14 protein-coding genes and 1 pseudogene are annotated in these 20,199 nt (G+C 61.9%); 6 read left to right on the top strand and 9 right to left on the bottom strand.

What is annotated here, in order from left to right; all coding sequences use genetic code 11:
• Window positions 1-83 precede the first annotated feature (83 nt).
• From L8K25_RS17125 to L8K25_RS17110, 4 genes are read left to right on the top strand one after another with little or no spacing between them, the layout of a single operon-like run.
• A complete protein-coding gene (locus L8K25_RS17125; protein WP_242140322.1) occupies window positions 84-905 on the top strand; it encodes a CheR family methyltransferase in 822 nt (273 codons plus the stop codon).
• A gap of 3 nt (window positions 906-908) precedes the next feature.
• The gene (locus tag L8K25_RS17120; protein ID WP_242140204.1) at window positions 909-1,994 is read left to right on the top strand and encodes a chemotaxis response regulator protein-glutamate methylesterase; all 1,086 of its coding nucleotides are present in this window, start codon (window positions 909-911) and stop codon (window positions 1,992-1,994) included.
• 11 nt (window positions 1,995-2,005) lie between these two features.
• Entirely contained in the window at window positions 2,006-3,739 is a 1,734-nt protein-coding gene (locus tag L8K25_RS17115) for a hypothetical protein (protein ID WP_242140203.1), read from the top strand.
• A gap of 23 nt (window positions 3,740-3,762) precedes the next feature.
• Complete coding sequence (locus L8K25_RS17110) at window positions 3,763-3,954, top strand: SDR family NAD(P)-dependent oxidoreductase (RefSeq protein ID WP_242140321.1); 192 nt, start codon at window positions 3,763-3,765, stop codon at window positions 3,952-3,954.
• 111 nt (window positions 3,955-4,065) lie between these two features.
• Here the strand turns inward: L8K25_RS17110 and L8K25_RS17105 are convergent, their stop codons facing one another.
• The 7 genes and pseudogenes from L8K25_RS17105 to L8K25_RS17075 all read right to left on the bottom strand — a co-directional run bounded on the left by L8K25_RS17105 (window position 4,066) and on the right by L8K25_RS17075 (window position 13,661).
• Window positions 4,066-5,325: a hypothetical protein gene (locus L8K25_RS17105; protein WP_242140202.1), complete on the bottom strand. Its 1,260-nt coding sequence runs from the start codon at window positions 5,323-5,325 to the stop codon at window positions 4,066-4,068.
• Between the two features lie 251 nt (window positions 5,326-5,576).
• Window positions 5,577-6,752 (bottom strand): annotated as a pseudogene (locus L8K25_RS17100) (acyltransferase).
• Between the two features lie 481 nt (window positions 6,753-7,233).
• Window positions 7,234-8,172 carry a BadF/BadG/BcrA/BcrD ATPase family protein gene (locus tag L8K25_RS17095; protein WP_242140201.1) on the bottom strand — a complete coding sequence of 313 codons (939 nt, stop codon included), beginning with the start codon at window positions 8,170-8,172 and terminating at the stop codon, window positions 7,234-7,236.
• Window positions 8,169-9,308, bottom strand: coding sequence for an SIS domain-containing protein (locus L8K25_RS17090; protein ID WP_242140200.1), 1,140 nt, complete (start codon window positions 9,306-9,308; stop codon window positions 8,169-8,171). Before L8K25_RS17090 ends, L8K25_RS17095 begins: the two co-directional genes overlap by 4 nt.
• Window positions 9,301-10,584: a D-tagatose-bisphosphate aldolase, class II, non-catalytic subunit gene (locus L8K25_RS17085; RefSeq protein WP_242140199.1), complete on the bottom strand. Its 1,284-nt coding sequence runs from the start codon at window positions 10,582-10,584 to the stop codon at window positions 9,301-9,303. The genes L8K25_RS17090 and L8K25_RS17085 overlap by 8 nt, the downstream gene beginning before the upstream one ends.
• 69 nt (window positions 10,585-10,653) lie before the next feature.
• The gene (locus tag L8K25_RS17080) at window positions 10,654-11,583 is read right to left on the bottom strand and encodes a DMT family transporter (RefSeq protein WP_242140198.1); all 930 of its coding nucleotides are present in this window, start codon (window positions 11,581-11,583) and stop codon (window positions 10,654-10,656) included.
• Window positions 11,580-13,661 (bottom strand): glycoside hydrolase family 36 protein, encoded by a 2,082-nt coding sequence (locus L8K25_RS17075; RefSeq protein WP_242140197.1) that lies wholly within the window; start codon window positions 13,659-13,661, stop codon window positions 11,580-11,582. The genes L8K25_RS17080 and L8K25_RS17075 overlap by 4 nt, the downstream gene beginning before the upstream one ends.
• A 146-nt stretch (window positions 13,662-13,807) precedes the next feature.
• On the opposite strand from L8K25_RS17075, the gene L8K25_RS17070 reads away from it, so the two are divergent.
• Window positions 13,808-14,917, top strand: a complete 1,110-nt coding sequence (locus tag L8K25_RS17070; protein ID WP_242140196.1) for an amidohydrolase family protein — start codon at window positions 13,808-13,810, stop codon at window positions 14,915-14,917.
• A gap of 53 nt (window positions 14,918-14,970) precedes the next feature.
• On the opposite strand, the gene agaR is transcribed toward L8K25_RS17070, so the two are convergent.
• Window positions 14,971-15,744: a transcriptional repressor AgaR gene (gene agaR, locus L8K25_RS17065; protein WP_242140195.1), complete on the bottom strand. Its 774-nt coding sequence runs from the start codon at window positions 15,742-15,744 to the stop codon at window positions 14,971-14,973.
• Window positions 15,745-16,269: 525 nt separating this feature from the next.
• Between agaR and L8K25_RS17060 the strand changes: the two genes are divergently transcribed.
• Window positions 16,270-19,197, top strand: coding sequence for a TonB-dependent receptor (locus L8K25_RS17060; RefSeq protein ID WP_242140194.1), 2,928 nt, complete (start codon window positions 16,270-16,272; stop codon window positions 19,195-19,197).
• A gap of 700 nt (window positions 19,198-19,897) precedes the next feature.
• Here L8K25_RS17060 and L8K25_RS17055 read toward each other — a convergent pair.
• Window positions 19,898-20,199, bottom strand: a 302-nt coding sequence (locus tag L8K25_RS17055; protein ID WP_242140193.1) for a glycoside hydrolase family 3 C-terminal domain-containing protein, incomplete at its 5' end; no start/stop codon positions are given.

The raw sequence follows: 20,199 nt of genomic DNA, 5'->3' as shown, positions 1-20,199 counted from the left end.
CCGGCTTGCGCGGGACCATCCGCTCACTGGAGATGGCTCCCTTGTCCCTCGCCCCCCCGACCCTGAAGCCGTCCGCCATCAGCATGGACCAGATCAGCCCGCGCGATTTCGCAAGTCTGGCTGACTATATCTTCGATTATGCGGGCATTCGGATGCCACTCAGCAAGAAGACGATGCTGGAGGGCCGGCTACGCCGTCGCCAGCGCGCGCTGGGGTTCGATACGCTCGACGCTTACTGCCGCCATGTTCTGACGGGCAACACGCTCGACGAGGAAGGGCGTCACCTGATCAACGCAGTGACGACCAACAAGACCGACTTCTTCCGCGAGCCAGTCCATTTCGATTTCCTGCGCGACGTTGCCCTCCCCACGTTCGAGGCGGACTATCTGCGCACGATCCGTGCGTGGAGTGTCGCCTGCTCGACCGGGCCCGAACCCTATACAATGGCGATGCTGCTCGACGGGTTCGCCAGCACGCGGCGCGGCTTCACCTACAGTATCCTGGCGACCGACCTCGACACCGAGGTGCTCGAGACTGCCCGGCTCGGCATATACCCGTCCGACCTGGCGGATCCGATCCCGGCGACGTTGCGCCGAAAATATCTGATGGAATCGCGAGATTCGGCGCGACGCGAAGTCCGCGTGGTGCCCGAATTGCGCCGTGCGATTGCCTTCGCACGCCTTAACCTGATGGACGAAAAATATCCGGTGGGCGAGCCGATGCATCTGATCTTCTGCCGCAACGTCCTCATCTACTTCGACAAGCAAACCCAGCACGATGTCGTGTTGAAGCTGGTCAGGAACCTGGCACCTGGCGGCTATCTGTTTCTAGGGCATTCCGAATCGATCGCCGGGCTCGACGTTCCGCTCGTCCCGGTCGCCAACACCGTTTTCAAGCGGAGCTGATTGATGGCTGGTCGAGAACAGATCCGTGTCCTCATCATCGACGATTCGGCGGTCGCGCGCCATGCGATGAAGACGATCCTCGAAGAGGACCCCAACATCGTCGTCATCGGGACCGCCGCCGACGCCTTTGGTGCTGCCAAACGCATCCAGGAGGAAGTGCCCGACGTCATCACGCTCGACGTCGAAATGCCGCGGATGGACGGCATCACCTTCCTGCGCAAACTGATGGCGCAATGTCCGCTCCCGGTAGTGATGTGCTCGTCACTGACCGAACAGGGCTCGGACACGATGGTCCAGGCACTCGAAGCGGGGGCGGTCGACGTGATCCTGAAACCGCGCGTCGGACTGGCCGAGCATCTCAGCGATCACAATCTCCAGATCCGCGACGTCATCAAGGCTGCGGCGAGGGTGCGCGTCAACATGCGTTCGGCGCGAGCCGGGCGGGCCGGGCCGCCAGAGCAGAAGCTGACCGCAGACGCCGTCCTCCCGCCGCCAAGCGGCCGGGGCATGACCCGCGAGACCGAACGGCTCGTGTGTCTCGGCGCGTCAACCGGCGGGACCGAGGCGCTGCGTACGGTTCTGGAAGCGCTTCCCGCGACCGCGCCCGGGGTCGTGGTCGTACAGCACATGCCCGAAAACTTCACGCGCGCCTTTGCCAATCGCCTGAACTCGCTTTGCGAAGTTACCGTGAAAGAAGCCGAGAACGGTGATCCCGTGCTTCCGGGTCATGTCCTCATCGCACCCGGCGGCAAGCACATGCTGATCGAGCGGCGCGGTACGCGCTACTTCGTGACGGTCCGTGACGGACCACTGGTCTCGCGGCACCGCCCGTCTGTCGATGTGCTGTTCCGGTCGGCGGCGACGGCGGCGGGGTCGAACGCTCTGGGGGTCATCATGACCGGGATGGGCGATGACGGTGCGCGCGGTCTTCTTGAAATGAGACAGGCCGGCGCTCGCACCTTTGCGCAGGATGAAGCGACGTCGATCGTTTTCGGCATGCCCAAGGAAGCCATCGCGCTAGGCGCGGCGGAAAGAGTGCTGCCACTCGGTCATATCGCCCGCGACGTCCTGTACGCCGCGACACAATAAGGGGTTGAACGATGGAATGGGTCGAACAGGAGGTGCTGGTGCCTGATGTCGTAGCGGCGCTGGGGCCAGCCTTGAACGCGCTGGAGGCCGAACTCGACCTGGTCGCAAGCGGTCTCGACAAGCGCTTCGTCGATGCCGGGCACTCGCTGGCGCACGCCTATGACATCGTCGAAAAGCTGATCGCCAGTCTTGACCGCGTGACCAACGCACTCGACCGGGAAGCCGCCGATCGCGCGATCGCGACGATGCAGGGCAATGCCGATCGCCTCGCGCGATTGCCGGTGGTCCAGGCCGACCGGCAACGGTCGCTGGATATCATCCAGCAGGCGACTAGCACGGTGCAGGACGAAGTACTCCGCGTCGACCGGACGCTCGATTTCCTGCAGATCTGCGGCCGTAACATCAAGGTCGCCGCCGCGGGAGCGCCGGGGTATTCCGATTTCGCCGATGCAATGATTGCGAAGCTCGACGTGAGCGAGCGGGAAATGCACCAGATCAGCAAGGAGGTTGCGCAATTGGCGGCAACGGTCCCCTGCGTAGTCGAGGTCAATCGTGTCCTGGCATCCGAATGCGCGCGCCTGTGCCCGCATGTGCCCGACAAGCTCGCCGCGGATGCGATCGGGTTGCAGAACAACCAGGTCGATACGGCCGATCGCGCCGACAGGATCGCCACCGTCGCGCGAGACATCCGCACGAAACTGTCGGCGTCGCATGGCGCAATGCAGATCGGCGACATCACGCGGCAGCGGCTTGAACATGCCGCGCAGATCTGCCGCATCCTCGACGCAGCGCTTGCCGATTCCGATATTACGCCTGATTCAACCGCGGCCGCCGCGCTGATGGGTCAGGGACTGTCACTCTTGGCAGCGCAGGTCGCCGATGCCACGCAGGACTTCCAGCACCAGTCGCGCCTGTTGGCCACGAGCTTCCAGAGCATCGGTGCGCAGCTCGCCGCGATGCTGTTGCTCAGTGACGAGGGCGCTGTCGAACGCGGCAGTCACGCAGCGTTTCTCGAAGTCCTCGAACAGAGTGTTGCCGAGGTGGACTCCGTTACAGCGCGCTTGCGCGACGCGGATACCCGATCGACCCGGCTCGGTGCCGAGGCATCGGTCACGGTCGAGCGTCTGGGCCAGCGATTGACCACGATCTACCGCGTCACAAACGACGTCCAGATCATGGCATGGAATACCGACTTGCGCTCGTACCGAATGGGGCGCGCCGGGGATGGACTTGCTCGGATCGCCGCGGAGATCCGTGGCCTCGTCAAGACATTGGAATCGGTGTCGGGATCGGTCGCCACTGCCTTTGAACGATTGAACTCCGCCGCAGGCGCGATCAGTTCGGAGTCGGAAAGCGAAACGCCTCGGGACGGCACGCTTGAAACGGCGTTGGACGTCATCCGCGCCGGTGCGCAGTTGACCCGTGAGGGTATGTCAGGGCTTGATCGTCACGCCGTAATGATCCGTGACCTCGTTGATGAAATGATCGGTGCGGTTGAATGCGAGACGGTCTTTTCCGACCCAATGCTCGAAATCGTTGCCCGTAGTGAAGGCTTGGCAAAGTCCTGTGGACAGGGTGACACATTGTTGACCGAGCAAGCCTCTCGAGTTTTGCAAGACATTAGCCGAACTTATACGATGTCTAGCGAACGCCAAGTCCATAGCGGGATTGTTGCGGTTTCGTCCGAACAAGGCTTCCCGGTTGAGAGAACAAATGATCTCGTCGATTGCGATGGTTTGTTCTGATTACTACCGCTCTTCCGTTGCGCGTGAATGGCGCAAGGGTCTCTCTGATACAGGCCGATGTCAGCGACGTTGCGGCGCTTGATCGTGCGATTGATCGGATAGCGCATGATCTCGGCGGCCTCGATGTCCTCGTAAGCGTGGCTGGGACCGCGATCGTCGGCCGCTTGAGGCTTACGCGGACGACGCTTTGGACGAGGCCTGGCGTGCGATCTTAGGCCGCGGGATATTACCGCGAACTTGATCCCGCCGAGGCCAATCGACACTGAACGCAACGCGGCAGAAGGCAACGCTCCGAAAGCGCACGGTAGCCAGGCGAAAATCTCGAACTATTTTGGCCCCAACAGCGACGAGGGCGTCAATTCTGGTGCGATAACGATAAAATCATACCGTTGCGCCGCCTTCTCCCAGTCAGCAGGTATGTCCGCTGGTGGTGCAGCACGAAACCCGCGCAGGTCGATCAAAGTCCAGCCATGCCCGGTGTCGCCGCTGGCGTGCGACGCCAAGGCGTCCTTGAGCCATGCATAATCCTCGTCATCGGTCAGCACAAAAGGTTCGTTTCGAACCTGCCGACCAACGCCGCCGTACAGCGCGTGAACGCCCTTGGCGCCATACACCCCAATATGCACAGACGATGCCCCGTCGCCCTCGGCCCGCTCCGCTATGAAGTTGCCAAGATCGCGCTGACCAAGGCCGTTGATCCCCTTGGCCATATGTACGTCGCCGAATTTGAACAGCACCCGCGACGCGGAAGGAACGGCAGCAAGGCGCTGCAAGAGGTTTCGCTTCATCAGCCGGGCACGCTGCCCGTTGGACGCATATCCATCGCGATACTGCCCAAGGAAGATCGACCGGGTTTCCGCCAAAGTGGCGAACAACGCCCGAACCCGCTGGCCGCCATCCCGCGCGATCCGGTCGCTTGCGATGGCCATTTGCTGATCGCTCACCTTGAAGATGAACAAGTCCTGCGACGACGCTGACGTAACCGCAGCGGCCGTCATCGTTCGATCAAGATCGGCCAAATGTTCAATGGCGACGCGGGCAATCGGCCCCGGATGGGAAGCGAGCATTCGCTCCAGGAGGAAACCGGCTGCACCGAAAAACTCCTGATCAAGCCCCCAGATTTCAAAGCTGCGGCCTGCAAGGCGCGCGCAGTCTGCGGCCATATTGCTCTCATCACTGCCGTTCTGAAACGCCATCGCATCCGGATGTCCTTGCGCGAACGCAGCGATGCGGGCGGCGCGATCAGGTCGGCGCAGATTGCTCTCGACGACGGTTGTCGCTTCCGGTCCAGTCTCCACGGCCAAAGCCCGCAAGCCATCCGGTGCCATGATCCGACAAATTCCGGTGGTGAACTTCGGAATTTCACGGGAAAAATGGTCTTCCCCCAGCAGGACGTAGCGTGATCGCCTGACCGCTTCGGCTATCACGACACTCCCAGGTCCATGCAGCCCCTTTTCGTCAACCAGAAGGTACGTCCGCGCCTGATCTAACCTCACGGCGAAAGACTTGGATGGCGGTTGCGCCATCGCGATCGACGCTGCCGCCCCCCAGATTGCCACCCCCCATCGCACCATCTTGATCGTCATCACTGTGTCCCCACCTCGCAACCTACCGTCTTTAGGCCACAAATACCATCGCCAGCCCCGATGCAGTTAGCTGAAACGCGCCAGCGGGTCAGCCTTGGGCTTTTGACAAGGATTGCGGGACCGGGACGAGACGGAAGTGATCGTGGTATCCGCCAGACACCTGAAAACATCTTCCATCAAAGCGTAGGTGCGCAAGTGTCCGGCAACCGCAGGGGGTCCACCGTGCCAGGGTGGCATGATCGGCCGCGCTGCTAGATGTCGCGTGCCGCGACATAGGTGAAGCGCCGTTTCAGGCGCAGGAAGTAGGCCTCGAAATAGACATAGGACAGCTGCGCAGCAAAAATGCTGGCCGCGAGCGTCACGGCTGTTCCCAGGCAATCTGCGCCCCATCCTGCGTGATCCAAGCCGATGGCTGGAAGCAAATAGTGAAAGACCAGCAACAAGATGAGCGAATGGAACAGGTAAAGCCCGTAGGATATCCGTCCGAGGTGCGCGAGCCAGGTTGGGATCCAGCGCGACGGGATGCCCAGCGTCGACGCGAGAAGCAGGACGGTACCAACCAGTACCAGCGCCCATCCCGCCAAGGCGCCGGGCACGGTCGGCTGCGGATCCCAGCTGTGAACGTCGAACGCCATGACGGCTGCGAACCAACATGCGAGTGCCACGGCAATGCCTGCAAGTCGGCGCGAGGCCGACCAACGCGGCATCCGGCCCTTGAGCGAGATTGCCATGAGCATCCCGGCTGCGAAAAACTGGAAATGGACCAAGCTGTTGGTCCATTCGCCATGGTCGCCCGGGCTGCGGTGCCAGGCATAGAAACCGATCGTTGTATAAGAGGCTAGCAGCATGCCGATGCTGACCATGACCAGTGCCCGGGTACCGCCGCGCGCTGCGATTACCGGAATGACCAGATAGAACTGCTCCTCGACCGAGATGGTCCACAAGGGATCGACTGGTCCTGCGATCCATCCGTTGAGCGTGATGTACCAATTGCCTGCGAAGAGAGCGAAGGCCAATCAGGCTCTTGGATCATCAGTACTTACCCCCGGAAGCACCTTGTTGAGCACTACCAGCCCGGCAAAGACGGCAAAATATAAGGGCCAGATGCGCAAAATTCGGCGAACATAGAAGGCGGAGACGTGCACGCGCCCGGTGTTTGACGCTTCGCGAAGCAGCAGTTCGGTAATCAGGAACGCGCTCAGCAGGAAGAAGACGGGCACGCCAAACGCACCGATCGTGCCGATTCGCCACGACCAGACATCGTGCACCCGGTCCGTTGGCACAAAGTCCATGCAGTGGAAGGCGAACGTGCCCAGAAACGCGAGGAAGCGGAGTGCGTCGAGCTCGGGGCGGTAATAGCGCACAGGCGGCGGTGTGGTTGCAACGCTTGCGGCGGCTTCGGTCTGAATCGACGGCGCAGTAATCATCACGGCTTGCCCCCTCCGGCGCGATGACAGCCCCCCATGGACGATGTCTGCCCTTATCTGCCCACAGCGGCGCCCCCGCCGCCATCTTCGCGCATACGTATTCCTTCAGGAATGCCGATGATCTGCTCTTCCGAAAACTGCTTCCGCTTCATCTGTCCGTCCCTACTTCCGGGGCGGACTCTAGCTCCAGCTGGAGGAAAAAACGGGGGTCACTTCAGTCTCCTGACGAGCTACTTACTAATAGCCTGATTTCTGGGAAGCAGGTCCACGCTCGGCTCAACGCCCAGAACGCCTGAAATTGAGAAAAAGGTACTTTGGCAGCTTAGAAATGAAACTGCCCATGGGCGGCCGAGCTGTGGGCAGAGCGTTGCGCATAGCATGCCCGACCCGGCAGGATCGGCGAAGCACTTCGCCTGGTGTTCCGGCGCCTTGCGTAGGGCGATCTCAACCTCGATCGCCCCGGAGCGCGACACTAGAACCACTACGTTCCTCGCGCTGATCGCTCGAGCATAGCGGCATAGAGCGCCGCGCCCATCCCGGGCGCGTGGCGTGGCGCTACGATCTCGTACAGTCCGTAGTCCCGCAGATGACGGCCAAGTGCCGCCTGCACAGCTTCTTGGTTGGTCAGGACGCCACCGGACCAGGACAGGAGTACCACCTCCTCTTCGGCGAAGCGGAGTTGACGCCGTAGCGCCTGCGCGATGGCGGCGAGCTCCGCCCCTGCGCGATCGAGAATGTCCGCCGCGATCGCATCGCCGAGCTCGGCCGCCTGCGAGACGAGCGGCGCGAGGCCGGCTATACCGTCGCGGGTCATGCCCGCCTTACCCATCACGCGTGCGCAGATGTCGAGATCGTCGACAAGTCCCAGCGCATCGATGAACGCTCCATGCAAAGCGCCACGCGAGAGGCGCCCATCGCTCATCCGCGAAAAAGCGTTCAGGCCCTGGATCGCGATCCAATAGGCCGAGCCTTCGTCGCTGAACATCTCTCCCCAACCGCCTGCACGGGCCTTGAGGCCCTGCCGCTCCCCATAGCCGATCGAGCCGGTGCCCGCGACCAGGTTGATCCCGTCGGCACAGCCCAGCGAGCCCGCCCAGCCGCATACCATGTCGTTGTCGCAAACGTAGCGGTCATGACCAAGAACGCCGCTGCAGGCGGCATGAAGCAACGGATCGATCACCGCATCCTCGCCGTAAGCCGGCAGCCCGAAAAAGGCATAGGCCAACTCGGCCGATGTCGTGCCGAGCTGATGACAGATCGCGGCGACGCCTTCCCCGATCCGGGCCACCGCTACGTCAACGCCGACCTGGAGATGATAGGTCGTCCCCGTCAGCGCGCGCGCGACAACCGTGCCTGAGGCATCGATACATACGAATTCGGTCTTGGTGCCGCCGCCATCGACGCCGAGGAAGAACGTCATGCGGCGGGCGTATGGATGCGCACGCCCTGCACGACGCGGTTGACGGTGCCGCTGGCATTGGGCTGGTCCGGCGTCCGGCCCAGCCGGAGCGAGCAATGCAACCCGAACAGCTGGGCGGGAACGATGTAGGGAAACAGCAGATCGGCGTCCGCCAGCGTGCTGGCGCCCTCCACCAGCAACGCACCGGCGGTGCCGTCGCGCGCCACGATTGGCAACACCGCGGCGCAACGCCCGTCGGCGCGTAATTCCTCGATCATGTCGACGTCGTAGAGTCGGGTCAGCGGGTCGTTCGAAACGAACACGACAACCAGCGTGCGCGTCGTGACGATCGTCTTTGGGCCGTGCCGGAAGCCGAGTGCGGTATCGAACGCGGTCGGGATCGCTCCGTCGGTCAGTTCGAGCAGTTTCAGCGCCGCCTCGCGCGCGAGCCCTTCGAAGACGCCGCTGCCGAGATACACCACGCGATCGAAGTCCTGGGCAGCAAGGGCTTCCGCCAAGCGATCCGATCGCACGATCGTTGCGGCGACCGCATCCGCAATCGCGGCGACCCGGTCGTGCATCATCTCGACTCCGGTGAAGATCGCGAGCGCGGCGAGCATCATTGCGCTGAAGCTAGACGTCATCGCGAATGCGCGATCGTGGGTTTCCTCCGGCAACAGGATGACATGGCCGTTCGCGCCGGCCATGCGCGACAAGGCGCCATCCGGATTGCAGGTGATGACGAGGTGCCGTACCGACACTCGCGCATTGGCCAGCTCGACCGCCGCGATGCTTTCCGGGCTGTTGCCCGACCGACCGAACGACACCATCAGGGTGGGTCTTTTCGAGTTTAGATACAGATGGGGCGCACCGACGATGTTGGTCGTTGCCACCGCCTCGACCGGACGGCCTAGCGTCGCGGTCAGCCACGGCGCGAGGCACTCGCCGATGAACGCCGACGTCCCCGCGCCGCACAGCATGATGCGCAGATCGGCTTGGGCAAGCAGCGGCGCGAGAAACGCGAGGATCTCGGCGCGCGTAGCCTCAAGCACTGCCTGGGTCGCACGCAGCGTCGTCGGCTGTTGCAGGATTTCGCGCCGGGTCCAGCTGTCGTCGGTGGCAATTGGCCGGATGGGGGCAACCAGAGCGTCAGACATTGGGGAAACAGGCTCCATGATAGGCGTCGAGCGTCGCGGCGATCTGCGCGACGATCAGATCAACTGGATCGAGCGTTGCGGTGCCCGCGCGAACGGCGGCATAAGCGACGGGAAGATATTGGCTGAGCAACGGCAGCGGCGGTACGTGCGCGCGAAGGTTGTCGAACAGTTTGGCTTGCGCAGCGACGATTGCTGGGTCGGGCCAATAATAGCGGATGCGGTCGCTCAGGCTGTATTGAAGCTGCAGATCGAGCGCGGTGCCCGTCTCGTGATAATATTTGCGCCAGTTGCCCGGTTCGGCCTTCATCCGCGTCATGGCGACGTCGCGAAGGGTTGCCCGTTCGCCTGACGCGACGGTCTCACGCTCGATCGCGTCAAGGCCCCACAAGGCTTCGCGCAACGCGAAGGTGACGCCAGGGCCGACCTTGAGGATCGCGAAATGGTCGCGCACCAAAGCCTGTAACGCTGCCGCGGTCTGATAATCGGTCGAATGCGCTTCGAACACGACATGGTCGACCGGCACGATTGCGGCGCTGAGCCCGACCGCGGCTTCCGGTCGGTAATCGACGACCTTCATGTGGTCGAATTCGACCCCGGGCTGAACGACGGTGGCGATCACCCGATCCCACGCGCTGGCCAGACCGCTCTCGATGAACAAGCTACGGTGCATGTCGAGCGTCGCCAGCGCCGCCTCGGGCGTAGTCAGCGCAAGGGTGTCGAGATCCTCCGCCGCGCCGCCGGGCACGGGGACTTCGGTTCCGATCACATAAACCGGCGCATCAGCAGGATCACCGCCAAAGGCGTTCTCAGCCGCACGGCATAAGCGCGCGGCGCGCTCGGCGATCAGCGTCTCGGGCAGCGGCGTCGGATCGTCGGCACACGACATCGAGCAATCGAGATGGATCTTGGTAAATCCCGCGCGAACATAGTCGGCAACCATGACTTCAGCCTTGGCCATCGCGTTCTCGGCCGGCAGACTGGCCCACGCATTGGGCCCGAGATGATCGCCGCCGAGCGCGAGCCGTTCCAGCGGGAAACTGAGCCGGTCGGCAATACCCTCGACGAACACGCGAAAGTCGGCCGGTCGCATGCCGGTATAGCCGCCGTCCTGATTTACCTGGTTCGAGGTGGCTTCGATCAGCACCACGGCCGTATCATGCCGAAGCGCGTGCGCGAACGTTGCTTCGATAACCAGAGGGTGCGCCGAGCAGACCGACGTCACACCGATGGTCTCGCCCTGTTTATGTCGTGCGACGATGTTTCGAATCAATTGCACCAAATTCTCCTGTCGCCACTTTGTAGCGCGATATCGCGTGGTTCGCAACGAAGCGAAGCAAAACGAAATCTACTGAGATGCGAAGGCTTCGGATGCAATCTCCTCGTCGTCAACCGAATCTGGTTCAAACGCGAGCATCAGCGAGGCGGCCAGCGCGAGGCCGATTCCTACCAGCTTGATCGAACCCGGCATCACGCCAAGCGCGACCAGCGAGATGATTGCAGTAGCCAGCGGCGCGCCGGCGTTGGTCAGCGGCGCAACGATGATCGCCTTCCCATAGCGAAACGCGAAAACGAGGGTCAGCGCGCCGATCGCGTTGAGCACCTGGATCCCTGCCGCCAGCCACGGGCCGTCGGCTCCGTAGTTGATCGCGCGGCTGAAATCAGTCAGCGTCAGCGCGACGGGCACGAGGGCGAGCCCGGTCACGGTCATGTAAAAGAAGATGCTTTCGCCAGACATCACGTGGTTGGCAGACTTCATGAAGTAGGCCTGAAGCCCCCAACAGGCCATGACGACCAGTGCCATCCACAGCCATGTGCCGCCCGAGGTGTCACCGCCCGGCGCAAAATCGAATGTCGGCAAAGCGAGCAGTGCCAGCACGATGCCGACCGCACCAAGGCGCCCGGTGCGCTCGCCCATGAAGAGGAACGAGAGTGCGATCGTCACCACTGGCGAGAGCGAGATGACCGGGAAGATCAGGTAGGCCGGACCGCGCGTGACGGCGTAGAACAGCACCATCTGCCCTCCTGCCCCAAGTAGGCCGACGGTAAGACCGTAAGCGATGGCGCGCGGGTTGGTATCGAGCCTCCACCTGGCCTGAGCCAGCACGATCAGCGCCGGCGGAACCATCGTCAGCGCCCACACGCAATAGACCAGGGTCTCGGGAAAGCCGTGCTGCGGTGACAGGCCGGAAAACGCGCCCCAGATCCCCCACAGGACAACCGTTGCCAAAGCGTTCAATAGCCAAGTGCGGCTGCTGGGCATCGTGTTCGTGCTCATGTCGCGGTGTTTACCTGTATCGGTGTGGCAGCGACGAGAAGGAAATGCTCGAAGCGCCCCGGAATGGTAGCCACGGGGCCGCTGACGGTGCCGAGCGAGCGGCCGGTGAAACTGTCGGTCAAGCGATGCCGCCCGGACGCCAGACCACGCAGCGTGACCGGTCCGGCCCAGCTGTCCGCGTAGAAGGCATAATGCATCTGCCCGCCGGCGCGGATCGCATGGCCCTCGGGCTTGTCGAAGCCGATGTCGTACAGGCCCCCAAGATACTCGCCCTTGGGCAGCATGTTGGCGCGGTACAGCGCGATCCACTTGCGCCACAGCACCTCGCGGTCGGGCGTCAGGGCAATGCCGCCGGGCGGCAGCGGATCGACCGTGTTGACCGGGTCGTGCGGCCAGGTAAATTTGGTCGAAACGATCGCGCCGATCCCATAATGGGTAGCGAAATCATTGTGGCGGTCGCTGAGTTCGACATGGTCGCCCGCGAACGGCGCGGATGGCCCCATCATTGCCTTGAAGGTCTTCCCCTTGAGCCGGATCTGCCACGACGAGGTCGGATCCGATGCCGGCGTATGGTTCATGCCGGCGATGTTGTGGAATGCGAAGGAGTCGCCGCATGGGCAGATCTCGATCACCGCATTCGGGTTGATCGTCATCGCCTCATGATACAGTGCCTTCCAGAATTCCTGTAGCTTCTCGTAGGATTCCTCGGGGCGGGCGTGATTGTGTGCCGGGTTGTAACAGGGCGCCACGCCGTTCAGATGCTGGCCATCGAGCTTCAGCCCCTCGAACCCCCAATCGCCAAGAATGCGTCGTATCTGTCCGCGGAAATAGTCGACCACCGGCGGATAGGCCGGGCACAAGGTAAACGCATCCCAGAAGCTGACATTCTGCGCCGCGCCATTCTTGTCGAGCAGCAACATGTCGGGATGATCGCGCAGCAGATCAGTGCCCGGATCGGCCGCAAGCGGGGCGAGCCACAACCGCGGTCGCATTCCTCCCGCCTTGATCTGGTCGGCGAACGCCTTCATGTCGGCATCGCCGCGCGGGAATTTCTTGCGGTTGAGCTTCCAGTCGCCTTCCGACGTCTGCCAGCCGTCGTCGAGCACGGCCCATTCGAGGCCAATCTCTTTGGCCTTGCCCATTGCGGTGAGCACTTCAGCGATGGAGAAGTCTCGCCCATACCCCCAGGCGCACCACACCGGCGCGTAGCTCGGCTCGGGAATTACGGGCGCCTTGAGGCCGCGCTCGGCCATGAGCCGGCGATAAGCATCGAGCGGACGGAAGTGATCACCTTGGTGTACCATCACGAATACCGGCGGGAGCTCGAGCGTCGCACCCGGTGCGAGCATTACGGGTTGGTCGCCCGCGATCGCGATGCGCGTACCGGTCGGCTGGCCAGCAACCGGCAGCGACACGAGCCGAGGCACGGTGTCGATATGCCCCACTGCAAGCCCTGCATCACGCCGCCACACCACCGCGACCGGCGTTCCGCCGCCATAATCTGCCGCGTTCATGCCCATGAAATTGCGCTGGCCGAAGCCTGGCACGACGCGCTGTACCCAGTCACGCCGGTCCGGGTAGGAGGCGCCCGAGAAACTCCACGCACCGTCGGGGTGCGAGAGCAGATCGTGCGTCGCGGCCTGCCAGCCAGTGACGGAAAGCGGTGCATCACCGGTATTGCCATAGCTGATGTCGAGCAAGGCGAGACCGGGATAGCGGTCGAGGAACGTGACCGAAACGCGCTTTTCGACCGCTCCGCCCGCGGTACCGCGCAGATGATGGGCTCGCCCCGGACCATGCACGCCCGAAATCGGCCCGCCTGTCTGATCGAGGAGCAGGAAGTGATCGACCACCCTATCGCCCAATCGAAGCGCCTCGCCCGGTTCCATCGCGGTCAGCACCATGTTCCCATGCGAAATGCGCGAATGCAGTCCGGAGTCGAACTCGAGTGTGAGCGTGCCGTCGCTCATCCGCACGGCGGGCGCGCCCTTGGCCGCGACCCGCGCAACGAAGGGCGGCGCGAAGAACAAAGCGGCGGCGGTGCCGGACAGTCGGGCAAGGAGCCGCCGGCGCGACATGATGAAACTGGGCAGATCAGCCTCCCCTAAACGTGGCTGCCGCATCGCACGACGAGCAGTCCCGGACGAGATGTGCCTGATCGTTATCGCTTGCGCAAACCAAAACGCAACATAAGATCAATTTCGTTACGTTTCCTTTGGAGAGTATGATGCGCAGATTTTCGGCTTTGTTCGCAGCGACGGCCACGCTTGCGCTGATCGGCGCCGCACCCGCGCCCTCCCTCTACACCGAAGCCGACTTTGCCAGGGTCGCGAAGCTCGACGCACACGTTCACGCCAATCGCGACAGCACCGACTTCGTCGAGATCGCACGCAAGGACGGGTTCGAGCTCTTGTCGATCAACGTCGATTATCCCGACTTTCCGCCGCTCGCCAAACAGGCAGCCATCGCCTATGAGATGCATGCCGCCGATCCGAAGCATTTCCACTTCGCCACGACCTTCTCGATGCAGGGCTTCGGCACCAAGAGCTGGACCACGCAGGCGGAACGCGCCGTCGATGCGGGCTTCGCGCATGGAGCAGTGGCAGTGAAGGTGTGGAAGAACATCGGCATGATTGCCAAGGACTCCGCAGGCAAACGGGTGTTTCTCGACGATCCGCGCTTCGACCCTGTGATGGCGCATATTCAGGCGCGTGGCCTGCCACTGATCGCGCATCAGGGCGAGCCCAAGAATTGCTGGCTGCCGCTCGATCAAATGACGACGGAGAATGATCGCAGCTACTTCAGCGAGCACCCCGAATATTACATGTTCAAGCACCCCGAAGAACCAAGCTACGAAGAGCTGATGGCGGCGCGCGACCGCTTCGTGGCGCAGCATCCCAAGCTCGCGTTCGACGGGGCTCACATGGCGAGCCTGGAATGGAGTGTCGACGAGCTCGCACGCTTCCTCGATCGCAATCCCAACGCTATGGTCGATCTCGCCGCCCGAATGACGCAGGTCCAGGTTCAGTCCAATGCCAACCCCGCCAAGGTGCGCGGCTTTTTCCTGAAATACCAGGATCGGTTGATGTACGGGACCGACCTGACCGACAGCCCGATCGATCCCAACGCACGGGCGCAGAACCCGCCCGCGACTGGCAATTTCAAGAAGGAAGCCGACGATGCATGGCGCTCCGATTGGCGCTACCTCGCGACTGCGCTGTCGCAGCCGGTACCGGCGATCAAGGCCGATGCGCGTGGCCTCGCCTTACCGCGCGGTGTCATAGACAAGCTCTATTACACCAATGCGCGCCGCTTCTTTCATCTGAAGGGTTGACGCCGATGCCGTCGCTCGAGGCCGGTCCCCGGGCGACCCGGCCGCATTTGGCGTCACGCCTCCCGAACGTCGAACCCCAGCCGCTGGGACGCCAAGCGAATGCCGCCTGGCACCGGGCCGTCAGTCACGAGATGATGGATATTCTCGACCGTAACGATACGATGCAGGCAGACGCGGCCAAATTTCGAGGCGTCGGTCACTGCGATGACCTCGCGCGCCGCCTCGACCATCTTCCGGTTGAGCATCGCTTCGGGCTCGTAATGCGTCGTGATGCCACATTCGATATCGAAGCCGTCAACACCCAGGAACAGTTTGTCGACGCGCAGATGCTCCAATGCCGCAAGCGTCTGAGCACCGTAAAAAGCGCGGTTCTTGCGGCGCAACATGCCGCCGAGCATTACGATATTGAGATGTTCCTTGGCCGCGAGCACCGACAGGATATCGAGATCGTTGGTGAGGACGGTGATATCCTCGTCATCAGGCAGGAACCGCGCGATCTGTAAGGTCGTGGTGCCCGAATCGAGCACGATCGACTCGCCCGGCGCGACCATTGCGGCAGCAAGCTTGCCGATCCGTATCTTTTCGTCGGCATGGCTAGACCGTTTGACCTCGACCGGCGGTTCGGCGGTGACGTTGACCGCGTCCGCACTGATCGCGCCGCCATAGGAGCGTTCCATAACGCCGCGCGTCGCGAGGAACCGCAGATCCTTACGGATCGTCTGCATCGAAACGCCGAAACTTTCAGCAAGCGGCGCGACCTGAACGCTGCCCCGTTCACGCACCAGCGTGCTGATCCGTTGCCGCCGTTCACTCGTGTCCCGGATCATGTCTTCATTCCCTTTCCCGGAAGCTGTTGCGGTATCAGCGCCGCCTGCTTGCTTCAATCACACTTACGTTTCGTTACGGTGCATTTGTGGCGGGCCTTAGCGCGACAACTACGGTCGCCTTAAAACGTCCGACCGCCGGCGGCGGCGGTGCTGCCAACGAGAGTGGCCGTGGCAACGGTACGTACCACGCTCCAGCGCGCGTCAGCGATGTCGCAATGGAATATTCCTCCCCGACAAGCAGCGCCGTTCCGCCGCGCCCTGAGCTATCAGAAAATGAGGTGGTTGCAAGCAAGCGAAGCGAACCGAAACCTTCGCGTCCGTTGTAGCCGAACTTTCCTTCAGTTCGTCGAGATAGCCCCGCCCTGCATCCACAAGCCTCTTCGATCAGGATGCGGAGCAGCAAAAATATCACATATGTAAGTTTCGTTTCAAAGCGTTTGACATTTAAAACTGCCCCGGGGTAGCAAAGCGCAACAAAGTGTTCACCGTCAGGCATGGCTCGTGGATTTTATAGAGGGGACTAGCATGGTCGATCTTAACCGCTGGCGGCATCTCGTGCGTGCAGGTGTCAGCTTGACCGCGCTAGTCGCCGGGTCGCACGCCTTCGCGCAAACGCAACCGCAAGATGTTCCTACTAACGCGTCGACCAGTCAGACTCCTCAACGCGGTCCGGTTGCCGGGGCGCCCACCGATCAAGTGAACTCCGGTTCGACGATCCAGTCCGGCCCTGGAACCGGCGGCGAGGCGACCACGGCGGAAATCGGAACGGGAGGCCCTGACATCGTCGTTCGCGGCGTACGCGGGAGTTTGCTGCGCTCGATCGACACCAAGCGCGACGCCTCGACTATCGTCGATGCGATCTCGGCGGAAGAACTTGGCAAGTTCCCCAACCGCAACGTGGCGGAGGCCCTGTCCAACATCCCAGGCGTGACGGTCGGTCGCGACGGTCGCGGCGAAGGGCGCAGCGTCACGGTCCGCGGGCTCGGCGAAAATTTCGCGCTTACCACGCTCAACGGCCGTGTTTTGCCGACTGATGGTCCGGACCGCTCCTTCGCGTTCGACGTACTGCCGTCGGAAGTGATTTCCGGCGCTGAAATTCAGAAAGCCGCACAAGCCTCCCAGCTCGAGGGCAGCATCGGCGGCAATATCGACTTACGCACGTCGCGCCCGTTCGACCATCGCGGCTTCCACGCCGCCGGCTCGCTCGAAGGACAGTATAATCAGTTTGCGGAGAAGGGCGGCATCAAGGCGTCGGGCGTGGTTAGCACCACCTTTGCCCACGATACGATGGGCTTCCTGATTTCCGGCACATACAACAAATACAAGTTCCGTACCGACAATCTCGGAGAATATTCCAGCAACGACGTTTACGATATCGCAACGTCGCCGAACGGCCAGCGCAGCGTCATTAATGCGCCGAACGGCGGTGGCGTAATCGAACCGTACTTTTACAGCGTAGGCTATGTGCTCGGCGAGCGGCAACGTTGGGGTGGATCGACCGCCTATCAATGGAAGCCTTCCGACAGTTTCGAGCTACGCCTTGATGGCATTTACAGCAACTATACCGATACTGAGCACAACCACCGCGTTTCGGTCGGACTGACGCCGTTTGCCGACGATGGCAGCGTGCGCTACGATCTCAACAACGTGAAGATCGACAGCAACAAGGTTCTCACCAACTATACCGTCAATCCCGCAACGATCGATGTACTGGCGACCGACGAGCCGCGCAACTCGGTGACGTATCAAGTCGGCGGGCATGTCGACTGGAGACCGCTGGCTAACTTGAAGGTTGCCGCCGACCTGTCCTACGGCAAGGCGACCAACAATACCGGTGGGCAGAACCGCTTCGTCGTGGCGGGAATTCCCGGGTCGAGCGCACAGATAGCCACACGCGATGGCGGCCTGCCCGATCTCATCCTGACAATCCCCAACGCCGATGGCACACTTACCAGTCGTTCGATCGATCAAGCCACTAACCAGGATCTGCGTGTCCACTATATCGGCATCCAGGGCCAGAATATTGCCGACCGCAGCACCAGCGGAAAACTCGATTTGCTATACGAAGCGAACAACGGCCTGCTGCGCTCGATCGCATTTGGCGGCGCTTATACCGACCGGAAGAAAACGGTCGACGTTATCGACAACCAATACACCACCGCCAACAATTTCGGTGGGTATCCCTTCCCCTTTTCAGCGATCGGCGCGAACGTAGTGCAGTCGCCGGAATTTACCAATATTCTCCCCAATCTAACAGGTAACTTTCCGCGCGCGATCCCGAGCTTTGACATCAACACGTATCTAGCATCGCTTTCGAAGGCAGAGAACAACCCCAACGTCATTAATCCGCGCACCGGTCAGCCTTACCCCACAGGCTATGCCACGCAACAGGTCGTGCCGGATCAACTCGCGTCATATGCCATCACCGAGCGGACTTATAACGCCTATGTTCAGATGAACGTCGGCGGGTCACGCTGGAAAGGCGATTTTGGCCTTCGCTACGTGAATACGAGCGTGAACTCGCTCGGCTATGGCGCGACCGTGCAGAGCTATCAGGTGATCGGGGTCGGCACGGCCAATGTCGTCTTCAATCCGATCGCCCCGATCACTGGCGGCGGCAGTTATCAACGCCTGCTGCCCTCGGTGAACTTCTCCTATGATATCGCCAAAGGCTTCCGAGTACGTCTGGCGGCCTCCCAGGCGATCTCGCGGCCGACCTTCGGGCAGCTGTCGTCAGCCAAGGATTACTCGGCGGCGCAGTCGAATACCCCGGTCGTAACCGATGCGGGCAACCCGAACCTCCAGCCGGTTTCGGCGGACCAGGGCGATATCTCGTTCGAATATTACCCCAATAGGCGCATCGCGCTGACCTTGGCTGGATTTTACAAACACCTCACCAACTTTGTCACCACACAGGCTGTTGCGTTCAACCTGGTCCCGACCAACCAGGTGGCGGGAGCGCCGACAAGCTTCCCGTTCACCGAACTGACCTATGTTAACGGCGACAGCGCGACCGTGTACGGCATCGAAGCCGGCGGGCAGTATTTCTTTGACAACGGCCTGGGTTTCCAAGCGAACGCGACTTACAACCGCTCCCGCGCAAAGACCGCTGGCCTGCCGACTACCGACCTGCAGGATGCCGTGCCCTTTTCTGCCAATGCCAAGATCTTTTATGAAAAGCACGGCATCAACGCGTCGGTATCGTATCAATATCAGTCCAGCTTCACTTCATCGCAATACAGCTACATCAACACGCTATCGATCAAGCAGCGGCCATATCATGAACTGGCGAGCAGCATCTCCTACGATATCCTGCCGCAGCTTACCGTCTATGTGCAGGGGTCGAACCTCCTGGATTCGGCAACGCAGCGCTACTCGACATACAGCAACGTGCCGGCTTTTTACGAATATACCGGTCGTGCATTCTTCTTCGGCGTGCGTGCCCGGCTGTGAACGAATCTAGTCCTCCCGCCCAGATTAATACCGGGCGAGGGGATGCCGTGAAGCCTTGCTTCAACACGCTTAAACGTCGCTCAACTGAGGCGCGCGTTCCGGAAGCAGCATCCCCTGACTTCCGCGAAGCACGGCCACGAATTTCAGGCGATCCACGGCCGGAGATGCGAAAGCCATTGCACAGGGGCCTCCAGCCGGGTTTGCCGCGCGACCTGCGCGCCGAGAACGCTCAGCACGCGGCCTTGCCTACGAGGCGGAGGAGACAGACCGCTTCGTCTACGAGCAGTAGACGGCGGTCGAGCGCCGCGCAACCAACCCCGCCCTCTAATCCGACCCCGATCTTCTCGCTGGCCCCGCCCTCCTCAACACGCCCGATGGGGATGGCGACGATGATGACCGTCGCAATCGCCGCTTTCTTTGGGAAGCGGCGATCAGGGCGGGGCTTTCGGTGCGTAATTATGGCTTCTCCGACGCATCGGTATACTAAGCGAACAGCTGGGCGCCGTGCGAAACGTGCGCGAACCCTAGAAACGGGTACGCGCATCTACCCGCCCTGCGACACACTGCTCGCAACGCGCAGTGGTCTCTATTTCCGCGGCTTTGACCAGAAGGCTTGCCGACCTTCGGCGATTTCAAGGACGCACTGGACGGGGTGCATACCGTTGAGACCGGAATGGCCGACAATAAATACTCGCTCGGCCTAGGTGCGCGAGTAGCTGGCGGTTGAGTATCCCGGCCCGTAACCGAACGGATAAAGTGCCTCGTTTGTCACTTCCCTGTAGCGCGCTTTCCATGCCGGGTCCGCGCCGAGTTGTGGGCCACCTGTGCTGCGATGGTCGTAATAGAACGGTTCCTGTCCTGATTTCTGTGGGAAGCTAACTGGCAGGCGTCCCTGCGGCGCGACGGCGCCGAACACGATATCGGCCAGCGCATGGCCCGTCTCGGAGCCAAGGAACCAGGTGGCCAGAATGGCCGACGCCGCGCGAACCGCTCCGCTCAGCA

Origin of the sequence: Sphingomonas sp. TREG-RG-20F-R18-01 (assembly GCF_022662475.1) — a bacterium.
Lineage (GTDB): Bacteria > Pseudomonadota > Alphaproteobacteria > Sphingomonadales > Sphingomonadaceae > Sphingomonas.
Note: the sequence above shows the minus strand (reverse complement) of the source record. Positions and strands in the feature narration are given on the sequence as shown.

Coding starts and splice junctions, on each gene's coding strand:
- L8K25_RS17080 (WP_242140198.1), bottom strand. CDS start 11,583: ATGAGCACGAACACGATGCCCAGCAGCCGCACTTGGCTATTGAACGCT.
- agaR (WP_242140195.1), bottom strand. CDS start 15,744: ATGATCCGGGACACGAGTGAACGGCGGCAACGGATCAGCACGCTGGTG.
- L8K25_RS17120 (WP_242140204.1), top strand. CDS start 909: ATGGCTGGTCGAGAACAGATCCGTGTCCTCATCATCGACGATTCGGCG.
- L8K25_RS17095 (WP_242140201.1), bottom strand. CDS start 8,172: ATGACGTTCTTCCTCGGCGTCGATGGCGGCGGCACCAAGACCGAATTC.
- L8K25_RS17105 (WP_242140202.1), bottom strand. CDS start 5,325: ATGACGATCAAGATGGTGCGATGGGGGGTGGCAATCTGGGGGGCGGCA.
- L8K25_RS17070 (WP_242140196.1), top strand. CDS start 13,808: ATGATGCGCAGATTTTCGGCTTTGTTCGCAGCGACGGCCACGCTTGCG.
- L8K25_RS17075 (WP_242140197.1), bottom strand. CDS start 13,661: ATGTCGCGCCGGCGGCTCCTTGCCCGACTGTCCGGCACCGCCGCCGCT.
- L8K25_RS17115 (WP_242140203.1), top strand. CDS start 2,006: ATGGAATGGGTCGAACAGGAGGTGCTGGTGCCTGATGTCGTAGCGGCG.
- L8K25_RS17060 (WP_242140194.1), top strand. CDS start 16,270: ATGGTCGATCTTAACCGCTGGCGGCATCTCGTGCGTGCAGGTGTCAGC.
- L8K25_RS17090 (WP_242140200.1), bottom strand. CDS start 9,308: ATGTCTGACGCTCTGGTTGCCCCCATCCGGCCAATTGCCACCGACGAC.
- L8K25_RS17125 (WP_242140322.1), top strand. CDS start 84: ATGGACCAGATCAGCCCGCGCGATTTCGCAAGTCTGGCTGACTATATC.